16 protein-coding genes are annotated in these 17,195 nt (G+C 72.6%); 5 read left to right on the forward strand and 11 right to left on the reverse strand.

Annotated features, from left to right (window positions below; all coding sequences use genetic code 11):
• Positions 1 to 113 precede the first annotated feature (113 nt).
• Together ABZ444_RS31710 and ABZ444_RS31715 are read left to right on the forward strand one after the other, a co-directional pair.
• Positions 114 to 899, forward strand: a complete 786-nt coding sequence (locus ABZ444_RS31710; RefSeq protein WP_358004768.1) for an alpha/beta hydrolase — start codon at positions 114 to 116, stop codon at positions 897 to 899.
• Entirely contained in the window at positions 896 to 1,438 is a 543-nt protein-coding gene (locus tag ABZ444_RS31715) for a dihydrofolate reductase family protein (RefSeq protein WP_358004771.1), read from the forward strand. Before ABZ444_RS31710 ends, ABZ444_RS31715 begins: the two co-directional genes overlap by 4 nt.
• A gap of 48 nt (positions 1,439 to 1,486) precedes the next feature.
• Here the strand turns inward: ABZ444_RS31715 and ABZ444_RS31720 are convergent, their stop codons facing one another.
• Both ABZ444_RS31720 and ABZ444_RS31725 read right to left on the reverse strand, forming a co-directional pair.
• The gene (locus ABZ444_RS31720) at positions 1,487 to 4,630 is read right to left on the reverse strand and encodes a BTAD domain-containing putative transcriptional regulator (RefSeq protein ID WP_358004774.1); all 3,144 of its coding nucleotides are present in this window, start codon (positions 4,628 to 4,630) and stop codon (positions 1,487 to 1,489) included.
• A gap of 88 nt (positions 4,631 to 4,718) precedes the next feature.
• Complete coding sequence (locus ABZ444_RS31725) at positions 4,719 to 5,531, reverse strand: SDR family NAD(P)-dependent oxidoreductase (protein ID WP_358004777.1); 813 nt, start codon at positions 5,529 to 5,531, stop codon at positions 4,719 to 4,721.
• A 121-nt stretch (positions 5,532 to 5,652) separates the two neighbouring features.
• On the opposite strand from ABZ444_RS31725, the gene ABZ444_RS31730 reads away from it, so the two are divergent.
• Positions 5,653 to 6,246, forward strand: a complete 594-nt coding sequence (locus ABZ444_RS31730; RefSeq protein ID WP_358004856.1) for a TetR/AcrR family transcriptional regulator — start codon at positions 5,653 to 5,655, stop codon at positions 6,244 to 6,246.
• Between the two features lie 21 nt (positions 6,247 to 6,267).
• On the opposite strand, the gene ABZ444_RS31735 is transcribed toward ABZ444_RS31730, so the two are convergent.
• On the reverse strand, positions 6,268 to 7,161 hold the full coding sequence (locus ABZ444_RS31735; RefSeq protein WP_358004780.1) for an alpha/beta hydrolase: 894 nt from the start codon (positions 7,159 to 7,161) through the stop codon (positions 6,268 to 6,270).
• Positions 7,162 to 7,214: 53 nt separating this feature from the next.
• On the opposite strand from ABZ444_RS31735, the gene ABZ444_RS31740 reads away from it, so the two are divergent.
• Positions 7,215 to 7,751, forward strand: a complete 537-nt coding sequence (locus tag ABZ444_RS31740; protein WP_357979053.1) for a helix-turn-helix domain-containing protein — start codon at positions 7,215 to 7,217, stop codon at positions 7,749 to 7,751.
• Between the two features lie 21 nt (positions 7,752 to 7,772).
• Here ABZ444_RS31740 and vph read toward each other — a convergent pair whose 3' ends face one another.
• The 8 genes from vph to ABZ444_RS31780 all read right to left on the reverse strand — a co-directional run bounded on the left by vph (position 7,773) and on the right by ABZ444_RS31780 (position 15,301).
• The gene (gene vph, locus ABZ444_RS31745) at positions 7,773 to 8,687 is read right to left on the reverse strand and encodes a viomycin phosphotransferase (RefSeq protein WP_358004783.1); all 915 of its coding nucleotides are present in this window, start codon (positions 8,685 to 8,687) and stop codon (positions 7,773 to 7,775) included.
• Between the two features lie 84 nt (positions 8,688 to 8,771).
• Positions 8,772 to 9,743, reverse strand: coding sequence for a BadF/BadG/BcrA/BcrD ATPase family protein (locus ABZ444_RS31750; protein WP_358004786.1), 972 nt, complete (start codon positions 9,741 to 9,743; stop codon positions 8,772 to 8,774).
• Positions 9,743 to 10,765 carry a hypothetical protein gene (locus ABZ444_RS31755; protein ID WP_358004789.1) on the reverse strand — a complete coding sequence of 341 codons (1,023 nt, stop codon included), beginning with the start codon at positions 10,763 to 10,765 and terminating at the stop codon, positions 9,743 to 9,745. Before ABZ444_RS31755 ends, ABZ444_RS31750 begins: the two co-directional genes overlap by 1 nt.
• Positions 10,762 to 11,508 (reverse strand): SIS domain-containing protein, encoded by a 747-nt coding sequence (locus ABZ444_RS31760; protein ID WP_358004792.1) that lies wholly within the window; start codon positions 11,506 to 11,508, stop codon positions 10,762 to 10,764. The genes ABZ444_RS31755 and ABZ444_RS31760 overlap by 4 nt, the downstream gene beginning before the upstream one ends.
• 10 nt (positions 11,509 to 11,518) lie before the next feature.
• Entirely contained in the window at positions 11,519 to 12,322 is an 804-nt protein-coding gene (locus ABZ444_RS31765) for a carbohydrate ABC transporter permease (RefSeq protein ID WP_358004795.1), read from the reverse strand.
• Positions 12,319 to 13,203 carry a sugar ABC transporter permease gene (locus ABZ444_RS31770; RefSeq protein ID WP_358004798.1) on the reverse strand — a complete coding sequence of 295 codons (885 nt, stop codon included), beginning with the start codon at positions 13,201 to 13,203 and terminating at the stop codon, positions 12,319 to 12,321. Before ABZ444_RS31770 ends, ABZ444_RS31765 begins: the two co-directional genes overlap by 4 nt.
• On the reverse strand, positions 13,194 to 14,429 hold the full coding sequence (locus tag ABZ444_RS31775; protein WP_358004801.1) for an extracellular solute-binding protein: 1,236 nt from the start codon (positions 14,427 to 14,429) through the stop codon (positions 13,194 to 13,196). The genes ABZ444_RS31770 and ABZ444_RS31775 overlap by 10 nt, the downstream gene beginning before the upstream one ends.
• Before the next feature lie 8 nt (positions 14,430 to 14,437).
• Positions 14,438 to 15,301 carry a MurR/RpiR family transcriptional regulator gene (locus ABZ444_RS31780; protein WP_357979067.1) on the reverse strand — a complete coding sequence of 288 codons (864 nt, stop codon included), beginning with the start codon at positions 15,299 to 15,301 and terminating at the stop codon, positions 14,438 to 14,440.
• A 112-nt stretch (positions 15,302 to 15,413) separates the two neighbouring features.
• Between ABZ444_RS31780 and ABZ444_RS31785 the strand changes: the two genes are divergently transcribed.
• Positions 15,414 to 17,054: a bifunctional metallophosphatase/5'-nucleotidase gene (locus ABZ444_RS31785; protein WP_358004804.1), complete on the forward strand. Its 1,641-nt coding sequence runs from the start codon at positions 15,414 to 15,416 to the stop codon at positions 17,052 to 17,054.
• The last annotated feature ends 141 nt before the right edge of the window (positions 17,055 to 17,195 follow it).

The following is a 17,195-nucleotide window of genomic DNA, read 5'->3' on the forward strand; positions in this document are numbered from 1 at the left end:
CGGACGTCACGGAGGTCTCAGTAGCGAATCAGTGGAGACCACGGATGTGGAACAGCCGTCACGTGCAGCATTCTGATCATGCAACCGACGAACACCAACACGAAGGAAGCGACATGGACAAGGTCATCTCGCAGGACGGCACCGCGATCGCCTACGACCGGATCGGGCAGGGGCCGGCGGTGATCCTCATCGGCGCCGGCCCCAACGACCGATCCGCGACCGCGCCCCTGGTCGAGCTGCTGGCCAAGGACCTGACCGTCTACAACTACGACCGGCGCGGCCGTGGCGACAGCGGTGACACCGCCCCCTACGCGGTGGACCGCGAGTTCGAGGACATCGAGGCCGTCATCGCCGCGGCGGGCGGGTCGGCGCACCTGTACGGCACCTCCGGCGGTGGCATCATCGCCCTGGAGGCCGCCGCCCGCGGGCTCGCCGTCGACAGGCTGGCGGTGTGGGAGGTTCCCTACATCCTGCCCGGCACCCGTACGCCGGTGCCGGCCGACTACCGCGAGCAGCTCGTGGCGCTGCTGGCCGAGGGCCGCAGGGGCGACATGTGCGAGCTGTTCCTCACCGCCGCGGTCGGCATCCCGGCCGAGTTCGTGGCCCCGATGCGCGACTTCCCGGGCTGGCCGGCGATGGAGGCCGTGGCCCACACGCTCATCTACGACGCCACCATCACCGGCGACTTCTCCCTGCCCGCCGATCGGCTGACCGGCGTCACGGTGCCCACTCTGGTGATCGACGGCGAGACCATCCCGTGGATCAGCAGCACGGCGCAGGCCGTGGCCGACCTGCTGCCGGACGTCCGGCGAGCCACCCTCACCGGTCAGCCGCACAACGTGGCCCCCGAGGCCATCGCCCCCGCGCTCGCCGCGTTCTTCACCGCGGCCACAGCATGAGCACCATCGTCTCGCAGCTGTTCGTGTCGCTGGACGGTGTCGTGGAAGCCCCCGAGCAGTGGCACTTCCCGTACTACGACGAGGAGATGGCCGCGGCCGTCTCCGGCCAGCTCGACGAAGCCGACATCCTCCTGCTCGGACGCAGGACCTACGAGGTGTTCGCCGCCTCCTGGCCCGGCAGAGGTGGCGAGGTGCCGTTCGCCGACCGGATCAACTCGATGCCCAAGCTGGTGGCCTCGACCACGCTGACATCCCCGGCCTGGCAGAACACCACAGTCATCCCCGGCCCGGTCTCCGGTCAACTCGCCGCCCTCAAGCAGGGGCCGGACCGGCACGTCACCATCAGCGGCAGCTTGACCCTGGTGCGATCGCTGCTGCGCGACAACCTGCTCGACGAACTGCATCTCCTCATCCACCCGGTCGTCCTCGGCCGTGGGGAGCGGCTCTTCGCCGATGGCGGTCCGACCCCGCTGCGCCTGGTCCACTCGGCCGCCTTCGCCACCGGCGTCCTGCACCTGATCTATCGCCCTGGTCCCTGACGGGCGGGCGCAGCAGGTCGGCGGATCGATCGTGGGCGCGCGGGACGTTCAGCGGGTGAGGGTGAGCTCGGCCAGTTCCCGGAAGTCGCGGCGGCGGCCGTCGCGGTCCGCCTCGGCGAACCCGGTCTCGCCGAGGCGCTCGCGCGCCTGTCCGGCGATGCGGGCGGCGTCCGGCAGCGAGCGGTCCGGCGTGCCGCGCACGGCCTCGCTGGCCGCGATCAGCCGCGCGGCCTGCTCGTCCTGGCCTTCGCGCAGCGCGACGTCGGCGATCCCGACCAGCGCCTCGGCGATGGTGGGCGGGAACATGTTCTCCACGGCCGCGTCGAACGCCCTGCGCCGGTACGCGCGGGCCTGCTCGACGTCGTCGGCGAGGTAGCCGTACAGGTCCATGATCGTGGAGCGGACCGAGGCGACCATCTCCTCGTCCGCCAGCACCGCCCGAACGGTGGCCAGGTGCTCGCGCACCTGGTCCGCCTCGCCGCGCCAGCGCGCCAGCTTCGCCTGCCCGAGCGCCAGCTCGGCGAGGGAGTCCGGCCAGACGATCCCGTCGGCGTGCCGCTGGGCCTCGGCCATGGCCGAGGCGCTGGCCCGCTCGTCGCCGAGCAGCCAGTGGAGCTGGGCCTGCCGGGCCCACACGCCCACGACGTCCTCGGTCGCGCCCACCTCGGTCAGTGCCACGGCGCTCTCTTGGTAGTACTCGCAGGCACGGGCGAACTCGCCGCGCATGGCGAGCCGATCGGCCAGGAAGGTCAGCGACAGGGAGATGCCCATGCGGTCGCCCAGCGCGCGGAACTCGGCGAGCGCGGTCTCGGCGTCGACGTCGACGTCGGTCTCGTCGGCGCCGAGCGTGAGCCGGAACCGGCCGCGGGCCAGCCTGCCCTGCGCCCGCACCCAGGGATCGGCGTCGGCGATCAGCGGCTCGAACGCCGGCAGGAACGCCGCCGGGCCCTGCAGCGTGCGCTCCAGCAGCCCGGCGAACCCGAGCAGCGGCTGCCGCGACCCGCTGCTCAGGGCCAGCCGGTGGGCCTCCTGGATCCACTCCCGCGCCTGGAACTGGTCGCCACCCACGCCGGACGTCACGAACATGGTCACCATGAGGTACGCCATCGCCCGCACCTCGTCGGGCACCTCACCCTCCAGCGCGGACGCGGCGAGGCTCAGCTCGGTGCCCTCGGCCCGGTGGCCGCTGAGGAACAAGTAGTAGCCGGCGCCCCCGACCAGCCGCATCGCCTCGTACGCCCACCCCTCGGCGATCGCCCCGCGCAGGGCGGTGATGATGTTGTCGTGCTCGGCGTCGAGCACGGCCAGCCACTCCAGCTGCTCGGCCCGGCGCAGGTGCGGGTCGGCGCTCTCGGCCAGCTCGGTGAAGTGGGCCAGGTGCGCCCGCCGCGCCGCCTCGGACTCCCCGGCCTCCTCCAGCCGCTGGGCCGCGTACTCCCTGATGGTGTTGAGCATCCGGTAGCGCGGGGCGCCCTCGTCGTCGGCCAGCAGCAGCGACTTCTCGGTCAGCGCGGTCAGCACGTCGAAGACCAGCTCGCCGGCGGACGCCTCGTCGCCGCACACACGTTCGGCCGCCTCCAGGCTCGCCCCGCCGGAGAACACCGACAACCGGCGCAGCACGCCGCGCTCGGCCTCGCTCAGCAGGTCCCAGCTCCAGTCGACGACCGCGCGCAACGTCCGGTGCCGGGCGAGCGCCGTACGGCTGCCGCTGTTCAGCAGGCGGAACCGGTCGTCGAGACGGCGGGCGAGCTGGTCGACCGACATGGTGCGCAACCGGGCCGCGGCCAGTTCGATCGCCAGCGGGTTGCCGTCGAGCGCCCGGCAGATCCGCGCCATGGCCGCAAGGGTGGGGGCGTCGGAGCCGATGTCCTGGCGCACCAGGTCCGCGCGGTCGCGCAGCAGCCGCACCGCCGGCGAGGCCCCGCTCTCGGCGGGCGAGGAGCCCTCGGCGGGCAGCGTGAGCGGCTCGACCTGCCACAACACCTCGCCGGTGATGCCGAGCGGCTCGCGGCTCGTGGCCAGGACGCGCAGGCCGCGGCACTCGCCCAGCAGCCGGTCCGCGAACGCCGCGGCGGCCTCGATGACGTGCTCGCAGTTGTCCAGGATGAGCAGGATCGAGCGGTCCCGGATCGCGGTGATGAGCCGGTCCATCGGGTCGCCGCCGCGCCCGCCGCCGAGCATGCCCTGATCGCGCAGGCCGATCGTGGTCAGGGCGGCCTGCGCCAGCTCGCCGCCGGCCCGGACCGGGGCCAGCTCGACCAGCCAGGCGCCGTCGGGCAGCTCGGGGAGCATCGTACGGGCGGTCTCGGTGGCCAGCCGCGTCTTGCCGGAGCCGCCCGCCCCCGTCAGGGTGACCAGGCGGTATCTGGCGGCCAGATCGGCGACCGCCGAGACGTCGTCGTGCCGGCCGACGAAGCTCGTCAGCTCGGCCCGCAGGTTGGTCCTGCGGTTGTCCGTCCGCTCCCCCACCTCGCCGCGGAGCAGCGCGGTGTGCAGCTCCGACAGCTCGGCCGACGGGTCGGCGCCCAGCTCGTCGGCCAGCCGCTCGCGGGTGCGCTGGTAGAGGGTCAGCGCCTCGTTCCCGCGGCCCGCCTCGGCCAGCGCCCGCATCAGCGCCGCCACGAACCCCTCGCGCAGCGGGTACGCGGCCACCAGCCCGGTCAGCTCGTTGACCAGCTCCGCGCCCCGGCCGAGCCGCAGGTCGGCGTCGATGCGGTCGCCGAGCGCGGCGACGTGGAGATCGTCGAGCCGGGTGACCACGGCGTCGAACGTGTCGCTGTCCTGCATCACGATGTCGGCCATGGGGGCGCCGCGCCACAGCTCCAGGGCACTGCGCAGCAGGTCGGCGCGGGCGGCGGGCACGGCCGCGCGGGCCTGGGCGATCAGCTGCTCGAAGCGGCACACGTCCACCGCCTCGCGTGGCACGGCCAGCCGGTAGCCGCCGGAATCGGCCTCGATCACGCCGTCGGGCAGCAGCCTGCGCAGCCTGGACACCAGCGCCTGCAGGGCGTTGACCTCGTCGGCGGGTGGCCGCTCCCCCCAGATCCAGTCGATCAGCCGCGCGCGCGTGACCATCCGGCCCGGCTCCAGGGCGAGGGCGGCGAGCAGCGCACGCAGCCGGACACCGGGAACCTCGACCACGGCCCCTTGGGCGTTCCGGACCTCGAAGGGTCCCAGCAATCCGACTCGCACACCGCAATTGTGCCGGAAGCAGGACAACACCTGACCCATCCCCGCCCGGCCGCCCCCTGGAGTCGCAGGTCGGACGGGGTTGGCGAGGTCAGCCGTCGGCCTTGCGGCTGAGGTGTTCCCAGGCGCGGTACTCCGCGGTGCGGGCCTCGTCCATCTGCTGGACGAGGTCGTACGAGCGGCTGCCGACGATCAGCCGGCGCGGCGGCTCGGGCAGGTCCACGAGCTCCATGACGACGGGCGCGGCGTTGCTCGGCGGCGGGCCGGCGTCCTCGCCCCACATGGCGGCCAGCTCGGCCCGCAGCCCGTCGTAGACCGGGTCGGGCTCGGTGGCCGTGGTGCCCATCGTGAACAGGCCGGTGTCGTAGCCGCCCATCTGCAGGTTGGTGACCTTGACGCCGAACGGCGCGAGCTCCATGGCCAGCGCCTGGGTGATCGAGTCGAGCGCCGACTTGCCCGCCGCGTACAGGCCGACCGAGGCGACGCCGCCGCCCGCGCCCATCGAGGTGACCTGGAGGATGTGCCCCGACCCCTGGGCCCGCAGGTACGGCACCACCGCCTGGGTGACCCAGATCGCGCCGAACAGGTTGACGTCGAAGTGCGCCCTGATCTGCTCCTCCGTGGCCTCCTCCAGCATGCCGAACAGCAGGCCGCCGGCGTTGTTGACCACGACGTCGAGCCTGCCGAACGCGGCCGCCGCCTTGTCCACGCCCTCCCGCACCGCGGCGCGGTCGGAGACGTCGAGCGGCAGCCGGACGAGCGAGCCCGGGTGCCGGGCCTCCAGCTCGGCCAGCGGGCCGACGTCGCGGGCGGCGGCCACGACCCGGTCGCCCCTGTCCAGGGCCGCCTCGGTGAACGCCCGGCCCAGCCCGCGGGACGCGCCCGTGACGAACCATACGCGCATGCGCTCTCGCCTCCTTCTCAACCCAAGACGAGACGGTCCGTCTCGCCGCATGTCCATCAGTGTGCCGGCAAGGCGGGGCGACTTGTCAAGACGAACCGTATCGTCTCGCCGATGGGCTATGATGACCGGCGTGCAGAAACCCGATCCCGCGCGCCGCAGCGAGCGCTCCCGGCAGGCGATCCTCCAGGCCGCCAGGGAGCTGGTGTCCGAGGTGGGTTACGCCAAGGTCTCCGTCGAGGCGATCGCCGCGCGGGCCGGCGTCGGCAAGCAGACGATCTACCGGTGGTGGCGGTCCAAGGGGGCCGTGGTCTTCGACTCCTTTCTTGAGCTGAGCGAGGGCGACCAGGGCGTGGTGCTGCCCGACACGGGCGACATCGAGGCCGACCTGAAGACCGTCATGCGGGCCACCGTGGCGGAGTTCGCCGACCCCGGCTTCGAGGCGCCGATCCGGGCGCTCAACCTGGAGATCGTCGGCGACCCCGAGCTGGCCGCCCAATACCGCGAGAAGCTGGCCGGCCCGGTCGACGAGGGCAAGAAGGCCCGCCTGCGCAGTGCCCAGCGGGCCGGCCAGATCGCTCCCGACGCCGACCTCGACCTCGCGCTCGAACTGCTCTACGCCCCCCTCTACCAGCGCTGGCTGCTGCGCTCCGGCCCGCTCACCCCGCAGTACGCCGACGCGCTGGTCGACCTGGCGCTCAAGGCGCTGCGTCCCTGAGTCACGGCCGGCCCCCGGGTTTCACAGGGCCCGCAGCAGGTCGGCCAGCGCCTGGAGCACGGCGTCGGGCCGTTCCTCGTGCAGCCAGCCGTGCCCGGCGTCGTCCAGCACCCGGTGCTCGCCGCGCGGGAAGGAGGCGGCCAGCTCGGCGTGCAGGGCGAGCTTGCCGGCGTTGATCTCCCGCAGCACGTCCTCCGGCCAGAGGTGGGACTGGGTGGCGTCCTCCCCCATGGCCGACAGCACGATCACCGGCACGTCGGGCGCCGGCGGCGCGGCCCTGAACTCCTCGGAGACCTCGTCGTAGAGGTTGCGGCCCTCCAGCCAGCCGGTGCGCCAGGCGGTGAGGTGGTGGTCGACCAGGGCCTCGCGCACGCCGTCCGGCCAGGCCGCCAGCAGCTGCTCGACGGCCGGACGCGCGGCGTCGAGCTGCTCCGGCGTCGGCTCAGGGAGCGCCTGTTCCCGCATCCGGTCCAGCATCTCGCGCGCCTTGCGGGGCGCGCGGGCGGCCATGTCCTCGTGGAAGGGGTCGAGCAGCAGCAGCGCCGCGACGTCGCCGGGGAAGCGGCGGGCGTAGTGGCGCGCGTACGCGCCGCCCAGGGAGTGCCCGGCCAGCACGTACGGGCCGCGCACCCCCGCCGTCCGCAGCGCCTCGCGCAGCTCGTCGGTCACCTCGGCCGCGGTGCGGGGCAGCTCGACCGGCTCGCTCCAGCCGGTGCCCGCGCGGTCGTAGAGCACGCTGGTCGTCAGCTCGGCCGCGCGGTCGTGCACGTTGAGGTAGTCCAGGCCGACGACTCCGGCGCCGGGCAGGAACACCACGGGCGGGCCGCCGGTGCCCGAGTGGTGCAGCATGATCCGGCGGCCGGCGACGTCATGCAGCCGGCCCAGCGGAGGGGCGTCCAGGGCGTGGTCGGTCATGATTCATCCTTTCTCAGGTTTGAGAAAGGTAGCAGGTGTGAGATCGTACGTCCATGGACACGGTGGACCTGCTTCTGCACCCCGTACGGCTGCGCATCGTGCACGCCATGGCGGGCGGCCGCACGCTCACCACCTCCGGCCTGTGCGACCTGCTGCCCGATGTCTCCAAGGCCACCGTCTACCGGCACGTCGGCCTGCTGGCCGAAGGCGGCCTGCTCGACGTGGAGGGCGAGCAGCGCGTACGCGGGGCCGTCGAGCGCCGCTACCGGCTACGCCCGGCGCGGGCGGCCATCGACGCCGAAACCGCCGCCTCGGCCTCGCGGGACGACCACCGCCGCGCGTTCGCCGTGGCCATGGCGGCCCTGCTCGCCGAGTTCGGCGCCTACCTCGACCGCGACCAGGCCGACCCGGCCGCCGACCTGGTCGGCTACCGCCAGCACGCGATCTGGCTCAGCCCGGACGAGCGCGCCGCGCTGATCGCCGACCTGCGCGCCGCGCTCCTGCCCAGGATCGCCAACCCGCCCACGCCCGAGCGCACCCGCCACCTGATCAGCCCGATCCTGTTCCCGGCCGAGGAGCCGTCCACCTGAGCCCCGTTCCCCCGGATGACTTCACCGGTAGCCGGTCAGGCCGTCCGCCAGTTGTTCCTCGTCACCGTCTCGATGCGCGGACAGAGCCTGCTGCAGGGCGAAGGACGCGCGGATGACGGCGATGCGGGTGGCCGTCATCCTGTCCGTCCAGCCTCCCAGCGTGAGCACCCGATTCAGGAAGGCCGGGCCGTAGCCGGCCCCGACGGCCGCGAGGTCCTCGGCGGGATCACCGATCGTGACCTCGTCCCAATCGATCACCCCGCTGAGCACCGGCAGCCCGTCGTCGTGCTCCCACAGGACGTTCTCCGCGCCGAGGTCACCATGGACCACGGCGTCGGTGATGTGAGGAAGGCCGTCGAGCGCCGCGAGCTCTCGCCCGGCTCGCTGACGCCCGCGATCGGACATGAGCCCGAACAGCTCGGCGCGGACGCCCGCCGTGAACTGCCGCCATCGATCCTGCGGTGCCGGCAGGGCCGCTCGCACGTCGTCCTCGGCGCCGATCCTGGCCAGTTCGGTGAGCAGCGTGACGTACTGCGCCGCCACGGCCTCGGCCACCTGGGGATCTTCGAGTGCTTCGGCCTCCAGCGGGGCACCGGGAACGCGGCTGAGGACCAGGAACCGCGGCTGGTCCGTGCCGGGAGTGCCGGCCTCCGGCAACGGCCGAGGCGTGCGGAAGCCGAGCTCGAATCCGGCGAGCAGGCGCAGGACGGCGGCCCGCTCCGGCAGCCGGGCGGCCGCGGCCTCGGTGCGCGGCAGGCACACGACACGATCCGAGCCGATCACCACCTGATGGAACTGCCCTTGACGGACGGTGAGTTCCTCCGGTTCGACGCCCGGCAGCAGCCGGCTCAGCAGAGCGCGATTCATCTGCAGGATCTGCATGAGAGGCGAACTGTCCTTTCCTTCGGGCAGGCGATGCGCATGAGGCCGCGTCACGCGGCCGCGCGAGCGCTGATCGAACAGGATCAACCCATCAAAGCGGCACGGGCACCGAACGCGCCAATCGTTTCCGTCCCCGTACTAGCGGGGCGGCGCGAGGGCCGTGAAGCGTTCGTGGGCGGCCTCGTCGCCCAGCCGGTCGAGGGCGGCCAGCCAGCACGCCCCGGCCGTGGCGTCGCGGGCGGTCGTCACCTGCCGCCCGGCCAGCCGGGCCAGGACGGCGGCGCGCACCGGGCCGTCCGTGGTCAGCACGCCGCCCGCCAGCACCAGCGGCCCGTCACCGGACAGCCGGGCCGCCGTCGCGGTCAGCCGCCGGGCGGCCTCGGCGACGATGCCTGCCGCGCGCTCGTCCCCGGCGGCGGCCGCCCGCGACACCAGCGGCGCGGCGGCGGCCACGAGCATCCGGTCGGCCTGCGCCAGCCGGACGACGCGGTCCGCCCGCCGCCGCGGCTCGCCCGTCACCCCGAAGTGCGCACTCACCAGATCCACCAGCGGCCCGTAAGCCGGGCCGGGGCCCTGGGGATGGTCTCCGACGTGGCCCAAGTGGTCGCCGGGGCGGTCCAGGGCGCGGACGGTGGCGCGCACGCCCGCCCGGCCGATCCAGAACCCGCCGCCCTCGTCGCCCAGCAGCCAGCCGAGCCCGTCGGCCACCGCGGTCACCGTCCGGCCGGAGAAGCGGGCCGCCGCGGCGCCCGTCCCGGCGAGCAGCAGCGTGCCGGACGGCGCGGCGGTCCCGGCCGCGTAGGCGATCTCCACGTCGCCGACCATGCGCGGCGGCGCGGCGATGCCGCACTCGGCCCACGTCCGGCCCAGCGTCGCGGCGAAGGCGTCGTCGCCGCCCGCGACGCCGGCCACCGAGGCGGCCACCAGCGCCGGGTCCAGGCCGTCGAGCGCGCGGCGCAGGGCCTGCCCGATCGCCAGGCGGGCCGCCGCGGGCCCGTGCGCGGCCGGGTTGCCGGGGCCGGCGGTGCCGTGCCCGAGCCTGGCGCCGTCCGCCGCGTGGACGGCGGCGCGGGTGGTGGTGCCGCCGGCGTCCACCCCGGCGAAGAGCATCACCGGACCAGCCGCGCCGCGCCGGGCGCGAGCGTGAGGGTGGCGCCGCACGCCCGGTAGGAGCCGGTCGCCGGGTCGAACGCCTGCGTGATCCCGTCGAGGGTGACCTCCACCGGCCGGTCGAAGCGGGCGTTGCAGACCAGCCGCCGCTCGCCGTAGTGGCCGACCAGGACGTCGCCGGCGTGCTCGACCGACGTCCACCCGGTCAGCTCGGCCGCCACCGGGCGCAGCCAGCGGGTGTTGAGGTCGCGCACGACGCCGTAGCGCTCGGTCGGCACGCCGTCACCGCCGATGAGCGCCGGCTGGAAGCCCTCGCCGCGCGCCGGGTCGGGCGTCCAGTAGGTGAAGTACTGGATGCCGGTGTACCCGTAGGCCAGGGCGGTGTTGACCTGCCAGGCCAGCTCGGCGGCCGACGGCTCGCGGTGGCCGTCGTAGGCCAGCGTCTGGACGTACATCCAGGCCGGCAACCCGGCCCTGCGGGCGTGCTCGCGCACGGTGGCCAGGTCGGCGAAGTAGCCCTCGTCGAACCCGCCGGCCAGGAACGGGTACCGGTCGAAGGAGAGCACGTCCGGCCGGACGACCCGGGCGAACTCCCCCACGTACGCGTCGTAGGGGCCGGTGGCGTGGCTCGGCAGCAGGTTGGCGTAGGCGAACGCGCCGGCCGCCCGCGCGGCGGCGACCCCGGCCGCCAGCCGCGGGAACTGCTCGGCCACCGGCTCGTCCATGAGGCTGAGCCCGCGGAAGGAGCGGAACGGGCGATAGTCCTCGACGACCTGGGCGATCAGCGGCGCCGGGTCCACGTCCAGGTCGCGCATGAGCACGTCCACCCGCGGGTCGGAGGCGACCAGCATGCCGAGCCCGGCCTCCTCGGCGCGTGCCAGGGCGTGCCGCAGGATGACCCGGTCGCTCAGGTAGTTGCCGGTGATGACCAGGTCGATGCCGGCCTCGGCGATCTCCCGGTAGCGTGCGGCCGTCGTCTCGTGCGGCGGGGGCGGCCAGAAGGCGGCGATCGTCAGGCTCACAGCGCGCCCGTCCTGATCCGGCCAGCGTAGCGGGCCACGAGGGCGTCGTTGTGCGCGTCGGAGCCGGGGATGTTGGCCGACAGGTAGACCGGCGGGACCGTGCCGTCCGCCTGGAGTTCGCCGATCGCCTCGGCCACCATGAGCTGCACGATCAGCGCCGAGGTGATCGAGGAGATGCCGCAGACCGGGCCGTGCTCGGTGGGCAGGACGGCGTCGCCGTACGGGGCCAGGTTGTCGATCACGATGTCGGCCAGCTCGAACAGCCGCTCCCCGGACGGATGCCGCGAGGTGATGGCGGTCGAGTGGGCCAGCGAGGTGATCGCGACGAGCGGCAGGCCGCGCTCCTTGACCAGCCGGGCCATCTCGACGGTCGAGCCGTTGCCGCCGGAGTTGGAGGCGATCACGAAGGCGTCGGAGTCCTCCACGGTGTGCAGGGCCAGCACCTGGTGGGCGGTGCGCGGGTCGCGCTCGGCCAGCGGGTCGAACTCGCCGGGATCGGCCGAGCCCAGCACCACCGGGTCGCGCAGGGTGAGCCGGTTGGTCGGGATGAGCCCGCCCGCGCGCCCCGCGACCTCCAGCGCCACCGCCTCCGAATGCCCCGTGCCGTAGGCGTGCAGGACGCCTCCGGCGCGCACGGTCGCCGCGACCAGCGAGCCCGCGCGCCTGATGGCGGGCAACTGCTCGTCCATCAGCCGGTCCAGCCGCGAGCGCGTCTCGTCGGCGAAGGCCATCACAAGATCCATCAAACTGTCCTCAACGGTTCATGCCGGCGGTGAGCCCGGCGACGATCTGGCGCGTGGCCAGGACGAAGAGCACGACCAGGGGGATCGTCGTCATCACCAGGCCGGCGAAGAGCGTGCCCCAGTCGTTCTGGAACTGGCCGAAGAAGTGGGTGAGGCCGACCGGCAGGGTCAGCTTGCTCTCGTCCCGCATCAGGACCAGGGGGTAGAAGAAGTCATTCCAGATCGGCACGAACTGGAAGACCACCACGGTCGCCAGCGCGGGCCGTACCAGCGGGAGCATCACGTGCCAGAAGGTCGCGAACGGTCCCGCGCCGTCCAGGGCGGCGGCCTCGTCGAGCTCGAACGGGAGCTGGCGGAAGAACGCGGTCAGCACGAACACGTTGAACGGCACCGACCCGGCCGCGTAGACCAGCACCAGCCCGGCCAGCGAGTCCACCAGGCCCATGCTCTCCAGCAGGTAGAACAGCGGCAGCACGCCCAGGTGGGCGGGCAGCGTCATGCCTGAGACGAAGTAGGCGGCGAACAGCCCGCGCCCCCGGAACTCCCGGCGCCCCAGCGGGTACGCCGCCAGCAACGACACCACCGCCCCCAGCAGCACCGAGCAGACCACGACGATCGCCGAGTTCACCACGTACGTGGAGAAGGAGGCGTCCGTCCAGGCCTTGGCGTAGTTGCCGAGCCCGCTGGGCCAGCCGAGCGGCTGGTCGAAGATCTCGCTGGTCGGCCGGAGGGAGCTGAGCAGCATGACGAGCAGCGGCGACATGGAGAAGACGGCGTAGCCCCACAGCAGGACCCGGATCGCCACGGCCTTCACGACTTCCTCCTCAGGACCCGTTCGAGCAGCAGCGTCGAGCCGAAGATGAAGGTGAACATGAAGACCGCCAGCGCCGAGGAGGTGCCCAGCGCGTTGACGTCGCCCGAGGCGAAGGCGGTCCGGTAGAACAGCAGGCCGAGCACGTCGGTCGCGCCCGCGGGGGCGCCGTTGGAGCCGCCCAGGGCGTAGACCAGGGCGAAGGTGCCCATGCTGCCGATGAAGCTGAGGATGGTCACGGTGGCCATGGCCGGCTTGAGCAGCGGCAGCGTGACGCGCCAGAACACCTGCCAGGAGCCGGCGCCGTCGGTCCTGGCGGCCTCGGCGTACTCCTGCGGGATGCCGCCGAGCGCGGCGCTGAACAGCAACATCGGGAAGCCCACCCACTGCCAGCTGGTGATCAGGATGACGGTCGGCAGCGCGGTGCCGGGGTCGCCCAGCCACGGCATCGCCAGGCCCATCGGCTTGAGCAGCGCGTTCACCGGGCCGAAGGCCGGGCTGAGCAGCAGGGTCCACAGGTAGCCGATGACCAGCGGGTTGACCAGGTACGGCAGCGCGAACATGGTCTGCAGGGCCCGCTTGCCGCGCCGTACGCGGAACAGCGCCAGCGCGAAGGCCAGGCCGAGCGTGTTCTGCACCAGCATGGTGCCGGCGAAGAGCAGGAAGTTGTGCCCCAGCGCCGGCAGCAGCTGGTCCAGGAAGGCGCCCGACAGCAGGTTCGCGTAGTTGTCCAGCCCGGCCGGCTGGTCGCGCAGGGTGCCCTTCCAGGAGAAGAAGCTGTAGGTGAGCCCGGTGAACAGCGGATAGACCACGAACGCCGAGTACAGGAGGAAGGCGGGGATCAGGAACAGGTACGACGATCCCCGCCGCGCGGCTAGAGCCATGTGGCCACGCTCTTGTCGAGCTGCTCGGCGGCCTCCTCGGCGCTGATGCGGCCCAGCAGCATCTCCTGCAACGCCTTGGAGAACACGGTGGCCGAGGTCGGGTTGCCGTAGGCGAACTCGTTCATGAAGTAGGTGCCTCCGCGCTGGGCGAAGGTGGCGGAGACCTCGTTGAGCAGCGGGTCCTTGGGGGTGACGCCGGGCACGGCGGAGAAGATGCGCAAGGTGTCGGTGAAGAGCCGGCCGTAGTCCTTGGAGGCCAGCCAGGCGGCGAACTTCAGCGCCTCGGCCTTGTGCTTGGTCTTGACGTTGACGCCGTACGAGCCGTCGGTGAAGCCGGGCATGACGCCCTCCCCCTCCGGCGTGGGCGGCGTGAAGACACCCAGGTCGACGCCCTTGGCGTGCTCGCCGAAGAAGTTCAGCTCCCACAGGCCGCCGGGGAACATGGCCGCCTTGCCGGAGGAGAACAGGATCTGCGCGTCGGTGTAGGAGACGCCGGCCACGTCGTCGGGGAAGTACGGCTTGAGCTTGTTGAGCTGGTCGATGCCCTCGACGAAGCGCGGGTCGGCGAACTTCTTGCGCTTGGCCTTGACGTCGGCGATGAACGTGTCGCCGCCCCAGTGCGCGGTGCCGAAGATGCCGGCCACGATCGGCAACATCCAGTCGTCCTTGCCGCCGAAGGCGAACGGCACGATGCCCTTGGCCTTGAGCTTGTCGGCCGCGGAGATCATGTCGGCGTACGTCTTCGGCGGGGTGAGGCCGTTGTCGGCGAAGATCTTCTTGTTGTAGATCACCTGGAGGGTCTGGACGGCGAACGGCACGCCGTAGACCTTGCCGTCCTTGTCGCCCTTGGCGTAGCGCAGGACCTTCTCGTCGTAGGCGGCCAGGCCGGGCACGTCCTTGGTGTCGAGCGGGAGCAGCCGTCCGGCCTCGACCAGCGGCTGGAGGTTGGCGCCGGCGCGCAGCCAGGCCAGGTCGGGGCCGCTGTCGCCGGCCAGGCCGGTGGACAGGATGGTGTCGTACTCGGTGGCCGTGGTGAAGGAGCGGGCGTCGACGTCGATGCCGGGGTGGAGCTTCTCGTACTCGGCGAACATCTTGTCGTAGTTCGCCTCGGGGCCCCAGCCCCAGACCGAGAGGGTGATCTTGCCGGAATCGGCACTCGTCGTGGCGGAAGGGGCACAGGCGGTGACCGCCATCGCCAAGGCGACAGCGGCGGCGGCAAGGCGCATGGGGGCTCCTAGCGTGGGGGCAGGCGGTGCTTGCTGACCGCGTCGGTGGCCGCGGTGAGCAACTGGTTGCTGGTCTCGTGGGTGCGCTGGACGACGCCGATGTAGAGGCAGTCCAGGACGAGCATCTGGGTGTGGCGGGCGGCCACGCCGCCAGCGCGGAAGGGGGTGTCCTGCGCGGCGGTGGTCAGCACGATGTCGGCCACCTCGGCCAGCGGGCTGCGGGGGAAGTTGGTGACCGCGACGGTGGTGGCGCCGCGTTGCTTGGCGATGGCCAGCGGCTCGACCACTTCGGCCGTGGTGCCCGAGTGGGAGATCCCGAGCGCCACGTCGTCGCGGTCGCGGGCGTTGGCGCTGCAGACGGCGCTGTGCACGTCGGTCCACAAGGCGCCGGGGCGGCCGATGGCATGCAGGCGCAGGTGCAGGTCCATGGCCACGCCCGCGCTGCCGGCGACCGCGAAGAAGTCGATGAACCGGGCCCGCACCAGGGCGTCGACCGCCCGGTCCACGGCCTCCAGGTCGAGCTGGGCCGCCGTCTCCTCCATGGCGCGCATGTCGCTGGCCAGCAGGCTGCGCAGCACCAGGCTCGCGGGGTCGTCCGGGGAGAAGGCGATCAGGCCCTGCTCGCGCGGGGCGGCGTCGTTGCGGCCCAGTTCGGCGGCGAGCGCCAGCCTGAGCTCGGGGTAGCCGGCCAGGCCGAGCTGCCGGCAGAAGCGGGTGATGGTGGTGAGCGAGGTGCCGCACCGCTCCGCCAGCTCGCCGATGGTCGAGGCGGCCACGGTGGCGGGCTCGGCGAGGATCGTCTCGGCGATGCGCCGGTGGGTGGCCGTGAGGGTGGGCTCGATCCCTCGGATTCTGGCCAGGATCGGTGACATGGGAGGAACCCTCCCGCTTCCCGCGAGGTATGTCAATAGTTCACATTCAACGTCCAATGTTAGAAAATTTCCCTCTTGTGTGACTCGATGGGACTATGTCACTTTCGTGGCCATGCGCAACCTCCTCATGGCGCTGGTGCTCGGAAGCACCAGCCTGCTGCCCGCCCGCGCCGACGCCGTGGACATCCAGTTACTGGCCTTCAACGACTTCCACTCCGGCTTCCCGACCAGCTTCGCCACGACACCGTCCGGGCCGGTCGAGGCGGGCGGGGCCGAGTACCTGGCGGCCCACATGGACCGGCTGCAGCGCGACAACCCCGACGGCACGCTGCGGCTCTCGGCCGGCGACAACTACTCCTCCAGCACCATGAACGCCACCGCCCTGCACGACGAGCCGGGCATCCAGGCGCTGAACCTGATGCGCCTGGACGCCTCCAGCGTCGGCAACCACGAGTTCGACGAGGGCATCGCCGAGTTCCGCCGGATGGAGAACGGCGGCTGCCACCCGATCGACGGGTGCGCGCTGCCGGGCTTCAGGGGCGCCGCGTTCCCCTACCTGGGCGCCAACATCGTCGACACCACCACCGGCAAGCCCGCGCTCACGCCCTACATCGTCAAGGAGGTCAAGGGCGTCAAGGTCGGCATCATCGGCGTCGACTACAAGAACGCGCTCAACGAGGCCCCCGGCCCCACCAAGCCGCTGGAGGGCCGCGACGAGGCCGAGGCGGTCAACACCTACACGGCCGAGCTCAAGGCCAAGGGCGTGCGGACGATCGTCGTCCTGATCCACCAGGGCGGCGGGCAGACCGGCGGCGGCCTGCCCAACGAGTGCAACAACCTGGCCGGGCCGATCAAGGACATCGTGCAGCGATTCGACCCCGAGGTCGACGCCGTGATCTCCGGGCACACGCACAACCCCTACAACTGCCTGGTCAACGGCATCCCGGTCACGCAGACCTCCGCCCACACGCGCGAGCTCACCAAGGTCGTCCTGACCGTCGACCGGACGACCGGCAACCCGACCTCCGCCAAGGCCGAGAACATCACCGTCACCCACGACATCAAGCCCGACGCCCGGATCGCCGCCCTGCGCCGCAGGACCGACGAGCAGGCGCAGAAGCTGCTCGACCGGCCGGTCGGCCTGCTCGCCCGGGACCTGACCGCCCAGCGCAACGCCGCCGGCGAGTCCACCGTCGGCCACGCCCTGGCCGACGCCCGCCTGTTCGCCACCTCCGCCGCCGAGAACGGCGGCGCCCAGATCGCCGTCCAGCCGCCCTACGGCGGCGGCATCGGCGGCGACCTGATCGTCAACCCCACCGGCAACGAGATGTCGAACCTGGTGACGCACGGCAAGGCGCTGCGCGTACAGCCGTTCGCCAACATGCTCGTCACCATGACGCTCACCGGCGCCCAGCTCGAACGGCTGCTGGAGCAGCAGTGGTGCGGCCAGGGCACCGCGCGCGTGCTCGGCGTCTCGCAGGGACTCACCTACACCTACGACAACGCCAGGCCCGCCTGCGACCGCGTCGACCCGGCGAGCATCAAGCTCAACGGCGCCGTCGTCGACCCCGCCGCGAAGTACCGCCTGACCGCCAACTCCTTCATCGCGACCGGCGGCGACGGCTTCTCGGTGCTGACCGAGGGCACCGAGCGGGTGGAGAAGGTCCGCGACATCGAGGCGTTCGAGTCCTACATCCGGGCCAAGAGCCCGCTGGCCGCCCCGGCCCTGAACCGGGTCACCCGGGTGAACTAGCCGTCTCCGTCCCGTCCGCCGTGCTCCCGGCGGGCGGGTCGGCGGCCACCGCCGCGCCCCGCCGCCGGCGCGCTTGGAGTAGCCGGAGCCCAGCCCCTCGTGCCCCTGCTCGCTGCCGATCCCGGCGAACAGCGGGACGAC

Source organism: Nonomuraea sp. NPDC005730, assembly GCF_040630865.1.
Lineage (GTDB): Bacteria > Actinomycetota > Actinomycetes > Streptosporangiales > Streptosporangiaceae > Nonomuraea.